This window comes from Tenacibaculum dicentrarchi (genome assembly GCF_964036635.1).
GTDB lineage: Bacteria > Bacteroidota > Bacteroidia > Flavobacteriales > Flavobacteriaceae > Polaribacter > Polaribacter dicentrarchi.
On record NZ_OZ038524.1, the window covers coordinates 46,333 to 62,694 of the forward strand.

Consider the following 16,362-nt stretch of genomic DNA (forward strand, 5'->3'; position numbering starts at 1 on the left):
AATTATAATCCTAATTTCAATGTAAATGTAAATTGCTTCGCTAAAGGAGTTGCAACTCCACCAGAGTTAAAAAATTCAGGGTCTTGTCCGTTTAATTTATCATCAGAATACAATAAAAATAAGTTAGTTGCTTGTAATTTTAAAGACAAACTTTTAACATTTATTTTAGTTACATATTCTTTAGGAAATTGGAAAGCTAATGAAACTTCTTTTAAACGTACAAAATCTCCTTTTGCAATTCGAGCATCAGAATAATTATACGCATTATAAGCAGTTCTTAAATCAGATACACCAACTCTGTTTTCTTGTCTTGTACTAGCAATTACAGGTACGTTTGTGAACTTTTCATCTCCAGGTAATATCCATCTGTTTTCAAATTCTTTTGGTAAGGCTGATAAATCAGAATATCTTGAACTAAAAACAGGATTTAAACGGATTACATTACCAAATGAGTAAGTTGTAAAGATGTTTAAACGTAAATTTTTGTATTTAAAAATGTTTCCAAAACTACCAACATCTGTTGGGTCAGCAGAACCTGAATATTTTAAAAAGTCTAATTTGTCTCTTTCTTGAAAATATACTTCTCCAATAGATACATTACCTTCTTGATCTTGAAAAGTAGGTAAACCTTCTTCGTTTAAACCAGCAAAAGGAATTGAAAAAATAGCTTTTACAGGGTATCCTTGTTTAGCAAAACCATATCCTGTTACTAAATCGATAACTCTTTGTTGTGAATCTAATTTTGTAACTTCATTTTTTGTTTTAGAATATACAAAACTTGTTTGCCAAGAAAAATCTTCTGTTTTAATAGGAGTTCCAGAAATTGATAATTCTAAACCACTTGATTTCATTTCAGCAATATTACCATATTTTGTAATTTCACCACCAATACCTTGAGTATTTGTAGGGCCAATAAGATCAAAGTTATTTCTTTGGTACCAATCTGCACCAACAGCTAAACGACCGTCAAAAAGACTGGTATCAAAACCAAGATTTAATTCATGTTTCTTTTCGTAAGTTAATTCGCTATTTTCTAATCCTTTTACGTATAAAGCACTTTCTTTACTTCCTGCAGAGGGTCTCCAAGGGTTTTTACTTCTAATATCAACTAATGAGTTTGAAACGTTTTCAGGACCTCTATCGGCAGTTAAACTGTATGAAGCTCTAAAAGTAAGGCTTTCTAAAGGGGCTAAATGATGAAAGAAATCTTCTTCATGTACATTCCAAGCACCAGATACATTCCAAGTAGGTAACCATCTAGATGCTTTCGATTTACCTAATTTATTTGACCCTTCATAACGGAAAGTACCATTAAGAGTATAACGTCTTTTCCAAGAATATGTAGTGTTTCCAAAAAAGGCTAAGTTTCTGTATTTTGTATTTTTTAAACCGTAGTAAAGGGTGTTTTCTTCAATACTTTTTTTGAATAATTCATAGCCATAAAAAGGCACTTCTCCTAAAGAGTATTGTAGTCCCCATCCTGTAAAATTGGTTTTCTTTCTATCTGCAGAATTAGCCTCAGCCCCTGCGTAAAAGTTTACCGTATGGTCATCGTTAATAACATCTTTATATGAAAAAGTTCCTCTAAAATCATAGCCTAACATACTATGTGTAGTTTTTCTAAAAATTCCTCCTTCTGGTAAAACACTAATAGGTGTAGCGTATTGATTGTCAGGATCGGTATATAAAAATGGGTTGGCATTTCTAATAATTTCATTATAATCGGCTCTAAAAGCATTTGCCTGATTAGAAAACTCAGTAGTATTATGCTCTAAAGATGAGGTTTGGTATTTTAAAGCTCCTAATGCACTAAGGTTTATCTTAGAGTTTACTTTGTATTTTAATTCACTTTGAAATTTTAAGTCAACTACATTAATATCAATATAATTTTCTTCTAATTCTTTAGAAATATTAAAATCAGTGTAATTTCTAGTATAATTTTTAGTTGGGTCTAAAACTCTAGAAGTATTAAGGGCGTAAGAAAAAGGATTTATATCAAAATCTCTTTTTACGGTACCTGTTACCAAATCAGTATCTTGCGATAAAGTTCCTGGTGCTTTTTGTTTTCTAAAAGAACCGTTACTAATACTACTTAAAGTTAATTTATCAGAAATTTTAAAGATTGATTTAAAATTAGCCGTATATCTGTTAACGCTACTAGCTTTTGTCCATCCTGGATCTACCATAGCACTTAATGAAGCATAATAAGTAGCTCTATCGGTACCTGAAGATACATTTACCGCATGACTTTGTAAAGCATTAATATTAAATAATTCTTTAAACCAGTCGGTGTTTCTAAGTTCTGCTTTTCTTAAAAAAGCTGCTCTAGATTGTGCTGTATTTCGAACGATAAAATTTCCGTTAGCATCTAATTTATCGTATAATTGATACATTTCACCATATACACCGCTTTCTCTAGCATTTGCAACCTTACTATAGTTTAACCATCCACCAGCACGCATTTCTTCATAAACAGACATCTGTTCTTGTGAATTCATGATGTTAAAATCATTATAACTAGGTCTCATTCTAAAGGTAGTTGAGTTTGTATAATTAACATTACTAACACCTGCTTTACCTTTTTTAGTGGTAATTACAATAACACCTGCCATAGCACGTGCACCGTAAATTGAAGTCGCAGAACCATCTTTTAAAACCTCAAAACTTTCAATATCGTCAGAGTTTAAACCTGCAATAGCTGAACTTATTAAGGTACTTGCATCTCCTGATGATAAATCTCCAGCAGAAACGTCAATAGCATCTTCTAAAATAATACCATCAACCACCCATAAAGGTTTTGAATTTCCATAAATAGATGTTGCACCACGTACTCTAATTCTTGGAGCAGCACCAAAAGTTCCCGATACATTCTGTACCGTAACCCCAGCAGCTCTACCTTCAAGACCTCTACTAATTTCAGGAACACCGTCTAATTTGATATCCGCAGCCTTTAAAGAAGTTGAAGCTCCTGTAAATAACCTTTTATCGGTAACAGTAATACCTGTAACCACAATTTCGTTTAAAAGATTTTCATCTTCAGTCATAACAACATTGATAGCTGCCGTTGAATTTACTGTTTTTGAAACAGGTTTCATTCCAACAAAACTAAAAACAAGTACATCTTTTTTTGTTGTTTTAATGGTGTATTGTCCATCAAAATCTGTTTCTGTACCAAAAGCAGTACCTTTGATTAAAATAGTAACACCTGGTAATGGTCCTGATTTGTCGGAAACAACCCCTGAGGTTGTTATTTTTTGCCCATAGGTGAGCTGAAAAGTTAAGATAAAAAACACTATTAATGTTTTTGTAATTTGTTGCATAAAATTAAATATTTGAATTAGTAATTTTGAATTAATAAAGTATTAAAATTGAAGGGTTCTTTTCCTAAACGTTAAATTAAAGATACAATATTAACAAAATTTTAGCTTATTTAGGCTCTTTTTATTATTTTATTAATAAATGATAGATATCATATAATAATTAACAATAGTGATTATAAGTGTTTTAGCTTGTTTGAATTAAAATATTTATGACTGTTTTAGAAGATGAAAAAATTAATTTTTAACGATTTTTTATGAATATATGTGTGGCTAATTAATTTTTAAGACTTTAAAAATGCTTAAAAAAGAATCCAAATAGTTTATTTAAAATTTAAAATAAAACCCCAATGATTACTTCCAAACTTATATATTGGTATTTAAAAAATAAAAGAGATTTACCTTGGCGTAAAACTAAAGACCCCTATTTAGTTTGGTTAAGCGAAATAATGCTACAACAAACAAGAGTAGCCCAAGGATTGCCCTATTTTATAAGTTTTACAACAAACTTTGAAACTGTTTTCGATTTAGCTAAAGCAGATCAAACCACGGTACTTAAATTATGGCAAGGATTAGGCTACTATTCAAGAGCTAGAAACCTACATTTTACAGCAAAACAAGTGGCAAATGATTTTAATGGTGTTTTTCCGAATACTTATAAAGAACTCTTAAAATTAAAAGGAATTGGAGATTATACTGCATCGGCAATTGCATCGGTTTGTTATGACGAACCTGTGGCAGTTGTTGACGGAAACGTGTACCGAGTTTTAGCCCGTTATTTCGGTATAAAAACTGCTATTAATTCATCTAAAGGAATTAAAGAATTTAAAGAATTAGCACAAACATTAATTGATGTATCGCAACCAGGAATGTATAATCAAGCAATTATGGATTTTGGCGCTTTACAATGCAAACCTCAAAACCCATTATGCGACTCTTGTCCCTTATCAGAAAGTTGTGTGGCTTTAGATAAAAAACTAATTAAAGAACTTCCTGTAAAAGAGAAGAAAATAAAAGTTAAAAAGCGATATTTTAATTATTTAGTTGTTGTTACAGATGATAATAAAACTAATATCGAACAACGAATTGGTAAAGGGATTTGGCAAGGATTGTATCAATTTCCATTAATTGAAACAACAACAGCTATTAATGAAACACAATTAATTGAGCAGCCTGAATTTGCTAAGCTTTTTCCAAAAGAAACTATATTAACATTATTTAATCAAAAAGATATTGTTCATAAATTATCACATCAACATTTATCGACTAAATTTTGGATTGTAAAAACAACAAATACTTCCGAAAAAACTATTTTATGGAACGATATTAAGCAATACCCTGTGCCAGTGCTAATTGATAATTTTTTAAACGAATTTTTAACGAAGGCTTAGTTAATTTCGTATATTTGATTTTACACAAATAATGAACACATGGCAGGAACAGTAAATAAAGTTATTTTAATAGGTCATTTAGGTGATAAATTAAAAATGCATTATTTTGAAGGAGGAAATTCTGTTGGTCGATTTCCATTGGCAACCAATGAAAATTATACGAACCGTCAAACAGGGGAGAAAATAAGTAGTATTGAGTGGCATAATATTGTTGTGCGTAATAAATTAGCCGAAATTTGTGAAAAATATTTATCAAAAGGCGATAAAGTATATTGCGAAGGACGCATAAAAACCCGTCAGTACGAAGCAGATGGGCAAAAACGTTATACCACTGAAATTCAAGTACAAGAAATGACTTTTTTATCAACAAAAAAAGACCTTACTGTAAAAGCTCCTGTAGCTAATAAAGCTACAGAAAATAGCACTACAGTAAAAGGAATATATCAAAATAATACAAATTTATAATAGCATTTTACTTAAAATTTAAAAATTGGACACAGAACCCAACTCCTTGTTTTTGGCTATATCAAACATTGATTTGTTAACAATAATAAACTGTTTAGTATTATTATCTTTATTAATATCTTCAGCATTAGTTTCAGGAGCAGAAGTTGCTTTTTTTTCAATTTCACCAACCCAATTAAGTGAACTTTCAACAACATCAAAACAAAAAAGTAATGTTGTACTACTTCTTGAAAAACCAAAAAAACTATTAGCAACCATTTTAATAACTAATAATTTTATCAATATTTTAATCGTATTGATATTCGCTTCCCTAGGAGAAGTGTTTTTTAGTGAACTCTCAGAAGGCGTAAAATTTTTAGTAGAAGTTGTTTTTGTTACTTTTTTAATTTTACTATTTGGCGAAGTATTGCCAAAAGTATATGCCACCAGAAAATCGCTTTTATTTGCTAGTTTTATGGCAAAACCAATTCAGTTTTTAAATATTATTTTAACTCCATTAAGCACACCATTAATAAAATTAACCAGTATTGTTGAAAATAAATTAGGTAATAAAAATCATAATTTTTCGGTAGAACGTTTATCTGAAGCCCTAGAGTTAACTGCTAGCGGAGCCACCACCAAAGACGAACAAAAAATTTTAGAAGGTATTGTAAATTTTGGAAATACCGAAACCGTACAAATAATGAAACCCCGCACTGATGTTTGTGCTATTGACAATAATACCTCTTACGAAGAGGTTTTAAAAATGATTTTAAAAAATGGATATTCTAGAAATCCTGTTTATAATGAAAATATTGATACGATTATTGGCGTTTTATATGCCAAAGATTTATTGGCATATTTGAATGAAAAAACCTTTGAGTGGCAAAATTTGATAAGAGCTCCTTTTTTTGTACCAGAAAACAAAAAATTAGATGATTTATTAGCCGAGTTTAAAGAAAAAAAAATGCACCTAGCCATCGTTGTTGATGAATATGGCGGTACTAGCGGAATAGTAACTCTAGAAGATGTTATTGAAGAAATAGTTGGCGATATAAACGACGAATTTGACGATGACGATTTAACCTATTCAAAGATCGATGATCACAATTATATTTTTGAAGGAAAAATAACAATAAAAGACTTCTGCCGTGTTTTAGATGATGACGATGAAAAATTTGAAACCTTAAAAGGAGAAAGCGAAACCCTAGCAGGTTTTATTTTAGAAATATCAGGGAAATTTCCTAAAAAAGGCGAAAAAATAAATTTCACGAACTATACATTTACCATTGAAGCCTTAGATAAAAAACGTATAAAACAAATAAAAACAACCCGAAATGCGTAAAATTTTATGGCTAATATCAGCCTTATTATTATTAAATTTAACAAGTTGTATTAACGAAAATTTGCCTAAACCCAAAGCGTATTTAAGGTTAGAATATCCTAACTTAGGATATCAAAAATTAAACAAAAATACTCCATATAGTTTTGATGTAGCAAAAAACGCAAGCGTTAAAATTTTAAAAAATAATTGGTTAAAAATCAAATATCCAGCTTTAAAAGCATCTGTAGATATTACCTACCGACCTGTAAAAAATAACCTGAGAGAACTGTTTATTGAATCTGAAAAATTGGTTTTAGAACACACCGTAAAAGCAGACCATATTTCGTGGAGAGATTATGCTAATTCCGATAAAAAAGTATATGGAAAAATGTGTGAAATATCAGGAAATGCCGCATCACAACTACAATTTCATGTAACCGATAGCACGAATCATTTTTTAAAAGGTTCACTATTTTTTTATAGCAAACCTAATTACGATTCTATTTTACCTGCCGTTGAATACATCAAAAAAGACATGATTCAAATGCTAGAAACTTTAGAATGGGAAGACTAATTATGTCTTAATTTATATTTTTTTTTGAAGCAATTTCCCGCTTTCCGCACTCGCTCTTTTTTTGAAGAAAAATCAAAAAAAGGAGCTCAAACAAATGCTTCAATCGGGGCTAGGCATTTTTACATAATTTTAAAAAAGTACTTATTTTATTGATTTATTACACGACGAGATTGCAACAATAAATAAAACTGTAATCCAAATAAAATAGCTCCCGAAAGTAAATGTATTGCTTGTGTTCCTAACGGAAATTCGGCATAATACATTAAAATACCTGTAATAGTTTCTAAAAATATTAAAGCAACAATCCAATTTACTAATTTATAGCCTAAATCTTTGAGTTGATTTAAGTAAAACATTCCTAAGTTAACCAATACAATAGCAATGGTAAACGAACGATGAAAATAAAATTTAAAACTAGGATTTAGTAAACTATATTGTTTGTTATCAAAACCAAAAAGCTTTACTTGCTCATCAATAAACTGACGAACCTGAGTTCCCATGGCTATTTGAATCAATGAAAATACTACCGAAAAAAGTAGTAATTTATTAAATAATGAATTGTATTTATAAGTTGTTTTTTTACGGTCAGAAACGATAAATAAAAGCCATAATAATAAGGCAACAATAACCAAACCAGCTACCATATGAATGGTAATAATAGTGGGTTTTAAATTAGAATCTACTACGGTTTTACCTAGCCAAGCTTCAAAAAGCATTAAAGAAAAAGCTCCAAAAGATAAAAGTGTAATTTTTTTGTTTGTTTTCCAAAAAGAAAGCGAAACAAAAATTAAAAACAAGAATGGAATTCCTGCTAATGCCGACGATAATCGGTTGATATATTCCGTCCAAGTATGTAATTTATTAAACTTTGCGTAACTGTGTTTTGTATATTTTACCCAATTACTAGTATCAAATTCTTCGGATGTTTTTAAATTTTTTTCAGCAACAAAAAGTACTTCATTTTTAACAATAATCATCCCTTTTTTATATTGTGTATTCGGATGCCAAGTAATTTGAGCTTCCGAAGTAGGAGGGATGTAATAACCAAAGCATTTTGGCCAATCAGGGCAGCCCATTCCTGAGCCTGTCATACGAACTACTGAACCCGCTAAAAATATAATATATACAGAAATTAATGCTATTTTTACTAAGAGAGGAAAGTGTTTTTTCATCAAAAAAAGTTTTTACAAAGATAAGGTAAACTCATAAAAAAAGCTTCTCAAATGAGAAGCTTCGTTTAAGAGCCTATTTAAAAATTAAATAAACTGTCTGTTCGAGTAATTTTTTCTTTCAAAAAAAATGGTATCGAGAACTTTCTTATATAAAATTCATTAATATAAAAGAATTCAAATTCTCGATACAATTTTAATCCCTTTTAGTCATAAAAATTATTCTGATATATAATCATCATCAAAAAAAGCTAAAAAAAAGAGAAAATCAGGATGTAAAACTTACGCTAAATTCAGTTTAACGAATTCGATTTCTTATTTTTCTGATATAAAATTTTTTTAGATAAAATTTAAACAGGTTCTAAGTATATTTTAAAAAAACATTAGGCTTTTTTCTCAGTTTCCATTTTAGTGCAACATTTTTTTTCACAAGCAGCAGCACATGCTTTTTTATCACTTTTTACTTTTGAATCACATGCTTTTTTACATTTTGAAGCACAAGTTTTTTTCTCAGCATCACTTTTGTCGCAACAAGCTTTTTCACATCCTTCTTTACAAGTTTTTTTAGTTGTTTCTGATGCTTTGTACATTTTTCCATTTCCAATAGCTTCGATAAAAGTAATTAAATCGGCTTTATTAGTGTTATTTTCATCATATTTTACAGTAGCCATACTATCTTTAAATATAACATTTACTCTTAAAACCCCTTCTTTTTTAGATAAATCTGATGCTATTTTTTTAGCACAACCTATTTCACAGGTCATTCCAGAAATATGTAAAGCTAGTTCTTTTATTTTTCTAGGTTTTTTTTGTTCTTGAGTTATGGTTTCTGTTTTTGCATCTTTTTTTGCCTCATTTTTACATCCGATGACTAAAAAACTAACTAAAGCAAGTGCAAATACTATTTTTTGAAATTTCATAATTTTAATTTATAGGGTTATTTAGCAAAGTTATTAATAAAATTAAATTTATAGAGATTAATAATCGAATTTTGTAGTTAAATGAATTGAAAATGAATAGTAAACAAGTTAAATGGTTGTATTTAATAGTGCTTGCACTTGTTTGGGGAAGCTCTTTTATATTGATGAAAAAAGCATTAATTGGGGTAACTCCAATACAATTAGGAGCTTTAAGGATTTTAATTACTGCTATTTTTTTATTACTGATAGGTTTTAAAAGTCTTAAAAAAATTCAAAAAAAACATCAAATTTATATTTTATACACTGCTTTTTTAGGAACTTTTTTTCCTGTTTTTATGTATGCTTTTGCAGTAAAAGGTATCGACAGTGCTATTACTGCTATTTTGAGTTCGCTAACACCTTTTAATACGTTTATTTTAGGAGCTTTAATTTTTGGATTTGCCTTTAATAAAAAACAATTTATAGGTATTTTAGTCGGTTTAATAGGAACACTTATTCTAATTTTAAAAGGTGCAGAACTGAATCCTAATCAAAATTATTGGTATGCTATTTTGGTTGTTTTTTCATCTATCGGATATGCTTTTAACGTAAATATAATCAAAAAGTATTTATCAGATTTAGACGCCTTGGCAATAACAACAGGTAATTTTTTAGTATTGATTATTCCTGCATCTTTAGTGTTATTTTTTTCTGATTTTTTTACATTATTTGAATTAAACGATCAAATGACTACGACATTTGGGTATATAACTATTTTAGCTATTTTGGGAACAGGAATTGCAAAAATATTGTATAATAAAATGGTACATTTAACGACTCCTATTTTTGCATCATCAGTAACTTATTTAATCCCGATTGTTGCTGTTGCCTGGGGTTTAGCTGATGATGAAAAATTAAGTTTAGTTCAATTATTAGCTGGTGGAATTATTTTATTTGGTGTTTGGTTGGTAAATAAGGCGAAATAAAATAGCGTATAAAAAAAGAGCCAAAACAACCGTTTTGACTCTTTAAAAGTAGTTTTAAAAACTCTATTTTACTGAAAATCAGCATTAGAAACACCTTCGTTAATTTTTACTTCTTTTAATTTGAAGTTCATTTTCATAGGTCCCATTGATTGGATTACTAAATGAGGAAATTTAATTCCGTTTACTTCTTTATAATCAGAGAATTCTAAAGGCACTTTTACCTCTCCTTGAGGTCCTTTAGCTACCGATATTTCTTTCACTTTTAAGCCTGATTTTACATCATAAAAAATTTCTTTTTTATGGAAGATAATTACATAGGCATTTTTACCGTTAATAGGTTCTATTCTGCTTAAAGTACCATTTTTATAGGCTGCATCAGCAAAAGGAGCTGCATTATTTTTTGCATCTTCAAGTTCCTTACCTTTTAATTGTTTCTTTTGTCCACGAGCTTCTTGATAGCCATTTACACCATCAAAAACTTCTTTTTGCATTACATTTCCTGCCATTGAAACAATTGTTGAAGTTTTGTTAGGTGCAGCACTTTTTTTAACTAAAGTTAATTGCATTCCTTGAACTTTAGCTTCTGAAGTAGTTTTTAAAGTTTTTACACTTGCAATTTTATCTTTACCACCAATGGCTTTAAAATAGTTGTCAATTACCGAAGTAGAAGTAATACCTTTAGGAATAGGTAAACTCATTGCAGGTTTTGCAGTAGCATTTCCTTCTTTATCAAAATATTGAATGCTATATTCTTTATTTTTTTCTAAGTTTTCTAAAACATCTGTTGCTTTTCCTGTAATTATAATTCTAGCATTGTTTGCTTTAAAATATTTTACAGCAGCATTTTGAATATCTGTTATTGTTACTGAATTGATGTTTTCTAAGTAGTTTTCATAAAAATCAGTAGGTAAATTATAACGTGCAATATTTAAAGCATAACGAGCAGCAGTTACAGGTTTTTGAACTTCCATTACAAAATTACCTACATATTTTGCTTTGGCATTTTTCAATTCTTCATCAGATACTTTTTGTGTTCTAATTTTGCGAATTTCTTTTTGAATTTCAACGACTGAACTATCGGTAACAATGTTACGAACACTAGCGCTAGCCCTAAATGTTGCAGCATCTCTACTTTGTCTAATACTAGAATATGAACCATAAGTATAGCCTTTGTCTTCACGTAAATTTAAAAATAAACGTGCAGTTCCGCCACCACCAAGAATGGTGTTTGCTAATATTGCAGCGTAGTAATCTTTATCGCCTAATTTTAAATCGATATTATTTGCTACTACAATTTCCGATTGTACCGCATTAGGCATATTGATAAAGTTAATTTCGGTTTTGTTTACGTTTTTTGGTTTATCAAAAGCAACAGCAGGTACGTTTCCTTTTTTCCAATTACTAAATAATTTAGTAACCATTTTTTTAGTTTTTGAAGTGTTAATATCTCCAACAATAACTAAATAAGCGTTGTTTGGTTTGTAATAAGTATTGAAGTTATTTTTAACATCAGCAAGGGTAATATTACCAATTGATTTTTTGGTTGTAAACTCTCCGAAAGGATGTTTTTTTCCATAGATTAAAGCACTTTCAACTCTTCTTGCTATAGCAGTTACACTTTTTTCATTTGATTTTAAACCGTCTAAAGTAACGGCAATTTCTTTATCAAATTCTTCTTTAGTAAACGCTGAGTTTTTAACGCCATCAGCCATTAATTCTAATACTTGAGGAAAGTATTTAATTAATGAACTTGCCGATGCACCTGAGCTATAAAAGTCAACATAAGCACCTAAATAATCTACTTTTTCGTTAAATTCATCTTTGGTAATGTTTGCTGTTCCACGTCCTAACAAACTTCCCATAACACTTGATAAACCTGCTTTTTCACCTTCAAAAACGGCTTTGTTATCAATAGTTAAGCTAGCAGATGCTCTTGGTAATTTATGGTTTTCAACCATAATTACCTGTAAACCATTAGGTAGTGTAAATTTTTTCACTTTACCTAATCGTACTTTTGGAGCTGGTCCTGGTTTTGGTTGTACGCTTCTATCTATTTGTGCAGTGGTAGCAAAAGACATTGCTAAAATTGCGATAAGTGATACTATTTTTGTTTTCATAATATATTAATGTCTTTTGATTTATTTCTTTTTTGGTAAATATTCTAAAACTAATCGTTGATTTGGGTTTAGGTACTTTTTTGCAGCAGCTCTAATTTCTTCACGAGTAATAGAACGAAAAATATCAATTTCGGTATTTATTAAATTGGTATCGCCATATAATACGTTAAAACGAGCTAAAGAATTTGCAACACCTTCAACACTTGCGTTAGCATTTACAAAATCATTTTCAAATTTATTTTGTAATTTTTTATAGGCTTTTTCTGAAATTAAATTGGTTTGTATTTTTACAATTTCTTCATCAATTTCTTTGGTTAAATCAGTTAAAGAAGTTTTTCCTAAAGGAAGCCCATACACCACGTAAGTTCCGTAATCTTCTTGGCTAAGACTAAAAGCACCTACTTGTAATGCCATTTTTTTAGTATCGACTAATTTTTTATATAAAATAGAGCTTTTTCCATCGCTTAAATAGGTTGAAATCATGTCTAAAACTCTCGCTTCTCTAGTTTTCATAGAAGGAGTTCTGTAGGCATTTACAATTGCAGGAATTTGAATATTTGCATCATACGCCTTGGCATTTATTTGTTTGGTAATTGGGGCTTCTTTTACAAATTTCCTTGTTACTTCGGCACCTCTAGGTATGTTTCCAAAATAAGCTTCTACCAATTTTTTAGTTTTTTTGATATTGATATCACCAGCAACAACTAAAGTAGCATTATTAGGAACGTAGAATTTTTTATTAAAGGCTAAAAACTCCGCTAAAGTAGCGTCGTCTAAATGCTTCATTTTTCCGATAGTAGTTCCTTTATAAGCATGCTTTTTAAAAATATTCTTTTTAACATTTTCTAAGAAGCTTCCATACGGTTGATTGTCAACACGTAATCTTTTTTCTTCTTTTACAACTTCGTTCTGAGTATCGACACCACCTTGATTAATTACAGGGTGTAATAAACGTTCCGACTCCATCCATAAACCTAATTCTAGGTTGTTTGAAGGAAATACTTCGTAATAATAAGTTCTATCATCGGTGGTATTGGCGTTGTTTTTTCCTCCATTAGATGAAACAATTTTAAACCAGTCTCCTTTTTTAATGTTTTTTGTTCCTTCAAATAATAAGTGTTCGAAAAAATGTGCCATTCCTGTTCTGTTTGGCTGTTCATCTTTAGCGCCAACATGATACATTACTGCTGTTGTTACTACAGGAGCAGACTTGTCTTGATGCAAAATTACGTGCATTCCGTTGCTTAAATCGTACTCTTTAAATTCGACTTTTTGAGCAGTAGCATAGAAGCCAACAAGTAAAGCCATTGAAAGAGTTATCATACTTTTTTTCATGGATATTTTTTTTAGTTTTTAACTGATTTTTATATAGGACGTGAAGTTAAGATGTTTGTTACATATTATGATATCTAGATTTTAATAAGGTTATTTTTTAACATTTTTTTGTGATTTTTATGTTAGAGTCTGTTTAAAAATTAAATAAACTGTGAGTTCGAGTGATTTTTTTCCTTCAAAAAAATTGTATCGAGAACTTTTTTAGCATGAAATTCATTAACATAAAAGAATTCAAATTCTCGATACAATTTTAATTCCTTCTAGTCATTAAAATCACTCGAATTGACAAGAATCATCAAAAAAAAAGGGGGAGAACTACGGCAAATCAGGATGCGAACCTGAAATGAATTCAGGTTGACCGATGCGATTTCTTATTATTCTGTTACAATTTTTTTCAAATGAAATTAAACAGGTTATTAGGTTATTTAAGTTGAAAAATGATTTTAAAAGTTGTAAAATAATGTTGAAATATCTTAAATATGATGATGATGCTTAGCCCCGATTGTAGCAATTGTTTGAGCTCCTTTTTTGATTTTTTTTCAAAAAAGAGCGAGTGCGGAAAGCGGGAAATAGCTCCAAACAAAAAGTAAGTATCAATTGAAATGTTTTGATAGATAGGTTATTATTACTTTTTTAAGAAGTAAATACTTGTTTTGATGCAAATTAGTAGTAATTTTCTGAGCTTTAGATTGTTTGTTATTTTTATACAACGTATATTTGCAGCCTCATTTTCATGAGGAAAATGTAAACTAATAACGCAAAACAAAAAGTATGTACGCAATCGTAGAGATAGCAGGGCAGCAATTTAAAGTAGCAAAAGACCAAAAAGTATTCGTACACCGTTTACAAGACGCAGAAGGATCAAATGTAACATTTGAGAACGTTATGCTAATTGCAGACAATGGTAACGTAACTATTGGCGCCCCAGCTATAAAAGGTGCAGGAGTAACTGCAAAAGTATTACGTCACTTAAAAGGTGATAAGGTAATCGTTTTCAAGAAGAAAAGAAGAAAAGGTTACAAAAAGAAAAACGGACACAGACAGTATTTAACTGAAATTCAAGTTGAATCTATCGTTGCTTCTGGAACTTCTAAAGCTGCTCCAAAGGCTGCTAAAGCTGCACCAAAGAAAGCTGCAAAAAAAGCTTCTAAAGCTGATGATTTAACAAAGATTGAAGGTGCTGGACCTAAAGCTGCTCAAGCTTTAGTGAACGCAGGAATTGATACTTTTGCGAAAGTTGCAAAACAAGACCCAGCTACATTAAGTAAAATTTTAGTAGAAGCTAGTTCTCGTTTATCTCACTTAGTTACTACTACTTGGCCAAAACAAGCACAATTAGCTGCTGATGGTGAGTGGGATGTATTAAAAGTGTTACAAGACAAGTTAGACGGAGGAATTGAAAAATAATCTCGTACAAGTTTAATCTAAAAAAATCAAAATAAGATGGCTCATAAAAAAGGTGTCGGTAGTTCGAAGAATGGTAGAGAATCAGAATCGAAACGATTAGGAGTAAAGATTTTTGGAGGACAAGCTGCTATTGCAGGTAATATTATTGTTCGTCAAAGAGGTACAACGCACAATCCAGGTAAAAATGTTTACATGGGGAAAGATCATACTTTACACGCTAAAGTTGATGGTGTTGTTGCTTTTAGAAAGAAAAGAAATGACAGATCTTACGTTTCTATAGTTCCTTTCGAGGCTTAAGAAATTTCTGATTACATATATTAAAGCTCAAACAATTTATTGTTTGAGCTTTTTTATGTGCTAAATTTAAAATTTTTTACATAAAAAAGCATCACTCTAAAGTGATGCTTTTATTTATTATCATTTTTGATTAATCCCCCAATTTATCAAAATTGATTTTCAAGTATATTATATGTGGCGCAAATATCTTTTAAAAAGACATCAGAAAAAAGAACTTATGTATAAATGGTATCAATTTATGTATAATTGGTTTCTATTTTAATTTTTATCTCAACCTCTTTTTTTAAATAGTGTTTTTCAGCTTTTTGTGTTTTTATTTAGCCTAATATCGATTATATTTGAGGTAAATTTTGATGTATGTTACGAGCTGTAATTGTTGATGACGAGCCTAAGGCAATAGAAGGATTTTTGTGGGAATTGTCTAGTTTTAACGATGATTTAGAAATTATACAAACATTTACTCAAGCAGAACAAGCTATAAAATATATCAACAATAATCCGATTGATTGTCTTTTTTTAGATATTGAAATGCCAACAATGGACGGTTTTCAATTGTTAGAAAAATTAGATAAAAAAGATTTTGCCATTGTTATTACAACTGCTTATAGTGAATATGCTATAAAGGCTTTAAAAAATGATGCAATTGATTATTTATTAAAACCCATAGATTCTGATGATTTAGAGGTAACATTAAATAGGGTTAAAAATTACCATGAAAAAAGTAATAGCAGTGAAAAAATTGAACAAATACTTTCTAATTTTAATAAAAAGTTCAACAAAAGAAAAATTACAATCAATACCGATGGAAAACTAATTTTTTTAAAACAATCGGAAATTGTGTTTGTAGAGTCTGATGGTAATTATTGCACAATTCATGCTATTAATAATAGAAAAATTGTAGTAACAAAAAAATTAAAAGAAATAAATTCGCTACTTCCTGAAGAGCATTTTTTTAGAATTCACAATTCATTTATTATCAACTTAAATAAATTAAAACAGTTTATAAAATCGGACGGATATGTTATTTTAGAAGATAACCATAGAATCCCTGTTTCTCGTCAAAAGAAATCAGATTTTTTAGAAAAATTTTAGAACTGCTTTT

General features: G+C 29.8%; 13 protein-coding genes. 8 read left to right on the plus strand and 5 right to left on the minus strand.

All coding sequences use genetic code 11. The features are described 5' to 3' along the window. Positions 1-2: 2 nt before the first annotated feature. Positions 3-3,320: a SusC/RagA family TonB-linked outer membrane protein gene (locus ABNT14_RS00190; protein ID WP_101901812.1), complete on the minus strand. Its 3,318-nt coding sequence runs from the start codon at positions 3,318-3,320 to the stop codon at positions 3-5. A gap of 347 nt (positions 3,321-3,667) precedes the next feature. On the opposite strand from ABNT14_RS00190, the gene mutY reads away from it, so the two are divergent. Genes mutY through gldD form a run of 4 tightly spaced genes read left to right on the plus strand, consistent with a single transcriptional unit; the run spans position 3,668 to position 7,050 of the window. Then, the gene (gene mutY / locus ABNT14_RS00195; RefSeq protein WP_101901811.1) at positions 3,668-4,708 is read left to right on the plus strand and encodes an A/G-specific adenine glycosylase; all 1,041 of its coding nucleotides are present in this window, start codon (positions 3,668-3,670) and stop codon (positions 4,706-4,708) included. A 39-nt stretch (positions 4,709-4,747) separates the two neighbouring features. Continuing rightward, positions 4,748-5,173 (plus strand): single-stranded DNA-binding protein, encoded by a 426-nt coding sequence (locus ABNT14_RS00200; RefSeq protein ID WP_101901810.1) that lies wholly within the window; start codon positions 4,748-4,750, stop codon positions 5,171-5,173. A gap of 25 nt (positions 5,174-5,198) precedes the next feature. After that, complete coding sequence (gene gldE / locus ABNT14_RS00205; RefSeq protein ID WP_101901809.1) at positions 5,199-6,497, plus strand: gliding motility-associated protein GldE; 1,299 nt, start codon at positions 5,199-5,201, stop codon at positions 6,495-6,497. Further along, the gene (gene gldD / locus ABNT14_RS00210) at positions 6,490-7,050 is read left to right on the plus strand and encodes a gliding motility lipoprotein GldD (protein WP_101901808.1); all 561 of its coding nucleotides are present in this window, start codon (positions 6,490-6,492) and stop codon (positions 7,048-7,050) included. The genes gldE and gldD overlap by 8 nt, the downstream gene beginning before the upstream one ends. A 146-nt stretch (positions 7,051-7,196) precedes the next feature. Here the strand turns inward: gldD and ABNT14_RS00215 are convergent, their stop codons facing one another. Next, positions 7,197-8,222 carry a COX15/CtaA family protein gene (locus ABNT14_RS00215; protein ID WP_101901807.1) on the minus strand — a complete coding sequence of 342 codons (1,026 nt, stop codon included), beginning with the start codon at positions 8,220-8,222 and terminating at the stop codon, positions 7,197-7,199. A gap of 380 nt (positions 8,223-8,602) precedes the next feature. Then, positions 8,603-9,139, minus strand: a complete 537-nt coding sequence (locus ABNT14_RS00220; RefSeq protein ID WP_101901806.1) for a cation transporter — start codon at positions 9,137-9,139, stop codon at positions 8,603-8,605. Between the two features lie 92 nt (positions 9,140-9,231). Between ABNT14_RS00220 and ABNT14_RS00225 the strand changes: the two genes are divergently transcribed. Continuing rightward, positions 9,232-10,104 carry a DMT family transporter gene (locus ABNT14_RS00225; protein ID WP_101901805.1) on the plus strand — a complete coding sequence of 291 codons (873 nt, stop codon included), beginning with the start codon at positions 9,232-9,234 and terminating at the stop codon, positions 10,102-10,104. Between the two features lie 68 nt (positions 10,105-10,172). Here the strand turns inward: ABNT14_RS00225 and ABNT14_RS00230 are convergent, their stop codons facing one another. Together ABNT14_RS00230 and ABNT14_RS00235 are read right to left on the minus strand one after the other, a co-directional pair. Then, on the minus strand, positions 10,173-12,221 hold the full coding sequence (locus ABNT14_RS00230; protein WP_101901804.1) for a M16 family metallopeptidase: 2,049 nt from the start codon (positions 12,219-12,221) through the stop codon (positions 10,173-10,175). A gap of 21 nt (positions 12,222-12,242) precedes the next feature. Next, positions 12,243-13,556, minus strand: coding sequence for a M16 family metallopeptidase (locus tag ABNT14_RS00235; RefSeq protein ID WP_101901803.1), 1,314 nt, complete (start codon positions 13,554-13,556; stop codon positions 12,243-12,245). A 771-nt stretch (positions 13,557-14,327) separates the two neighbouring features. Between ABNT14_RS00235 and rplU the strand changes: the two genes are divergently transcribed. The 3 genes from rplU (at position 14,328) to ABNT14_RS00250 (ending at position 16,352) form a co-directional block, all read left to right on the plus strand. Continuing rightward, positions 14,328-14,963 carry a 50S ribosomal protein L21 gene (rplU, locus tag ABNT14_RS00240; protein ID WP_101901801.1) on the plus strand — a complete coding sequence of 212 codons (636 nt, stop codon included), beginning with the start codon at positions 14,328-14,330 and terminating at the stop codon, positions 14,961-14,963. Between the two features lie 36 nt (positions 14,964-14,999). Next, entirely contained in the window at positions 15,000-15,260 is a 261-nt protein-coding gene (rpmA, locus tag ABNT14_RS00245; RefSeq protein ID WP_101901800.1) for a 50S ribosomal protein L27, read from the plus strand. A 357-nt stretch (positions 15,261-15,617) separates the two neighbouring features. Next, positions 15,618-16,352: a LytR/AlgR family response regulator transcription factor gene (locus tag ABNT14_RS00250; protein ID WP_101901799.1), complete on the plus strand. Its 735-nt coding sequence runs from the start codon at positions 15,618-15,620 to the stop codon at positions 16,350-16,352. Positions 16,353-16,362 lie beyond the last annotated feature (10 nt).

Bases quoted from the DNA above. Each gene is read 5' to 3' on its own strand.
- ABNT14_RS00190 (WP_101901812.1), bottom strand. From the start codon at position 3,320: ATGCAACAAATTACAAAAACATTAATAGTGTTTTTTATCTTAACTTTT.
- mutY (WP_101901811.1), top strand. From the start codon at position 3,668: ATGATTACTTCCAAACTTATATATTGGTATTTAAAAAATAAAAGAGAT.
- ABNT14_RS00200 (WP_101901810.1), top strand. From the start codon at position 4,748: ATGGCAGGAACAGTAAATAAAGTTATTTTAATAGGTCATTTAGGTGAT.
- gldD (WP_101901808.1), top strand. From the start codon at position 6,490: ATGCGTAAAATTTTATGGCTAATATCAGCCTTATTATTATTAAATTTA.
- ABNT14_RS00215 (WP_101901807.1), bottom strand. From the start codon at position 8,222: ATGAAAAAACACTTTCCTCTCTTAGTAAAAATAGCATTAATTTCTGTA.
- ABNT14_RS00220 (WP_101901806.1), bottom strand. From the start codon at position 9,139: ATGAAATTTCAAAAAATAGTATTTGCACTTGCTTTAGTTAGTTTTTTA.
- ABNT14_RS00225 (WP_101901805.1), top strand. From the start codon at position 9,232: ATGAATAGTAAACAAGTTAAATGGTTGTATTTAATAGTGCTTGCACTT.
- ABNT14_RS00230 (WP_101901804.1), bottom strand. From the start codon at position 12,221: ATGAAAACAAAAATAGTATCACTTATCGCAATTTTAGCAATGTCTTTT.
- ABNT14_RS00235 (WP_101901803.1), bottom strand. From the start codon at position 13,556: ATGAAAAAAAGTATGATAACTCTTTCAATGGCTTTACTTGTTGGCTTC.
- rplU (WP_101901801.1), top strand. From the start codon at position 14,328: ATGTACGCAATCGTAGAGATAGCAGGGCAGCAATTTAAAGTAGCAAAA.
- rpmA (WP_101901800.1), top strand. From the start codon at position 15,000: ATGGCTCATAAAAAAGGTGTCGGTAGTTCGAAGAATGGTAGAGAATCA.
- ABNT14_RS00250 (WP_101901799.1), top strand. From the start codon at position 15,618: ATGTTACGAGCTGTAATTGTTGATGACGAGCCTAAGGCAATAGAAGGA.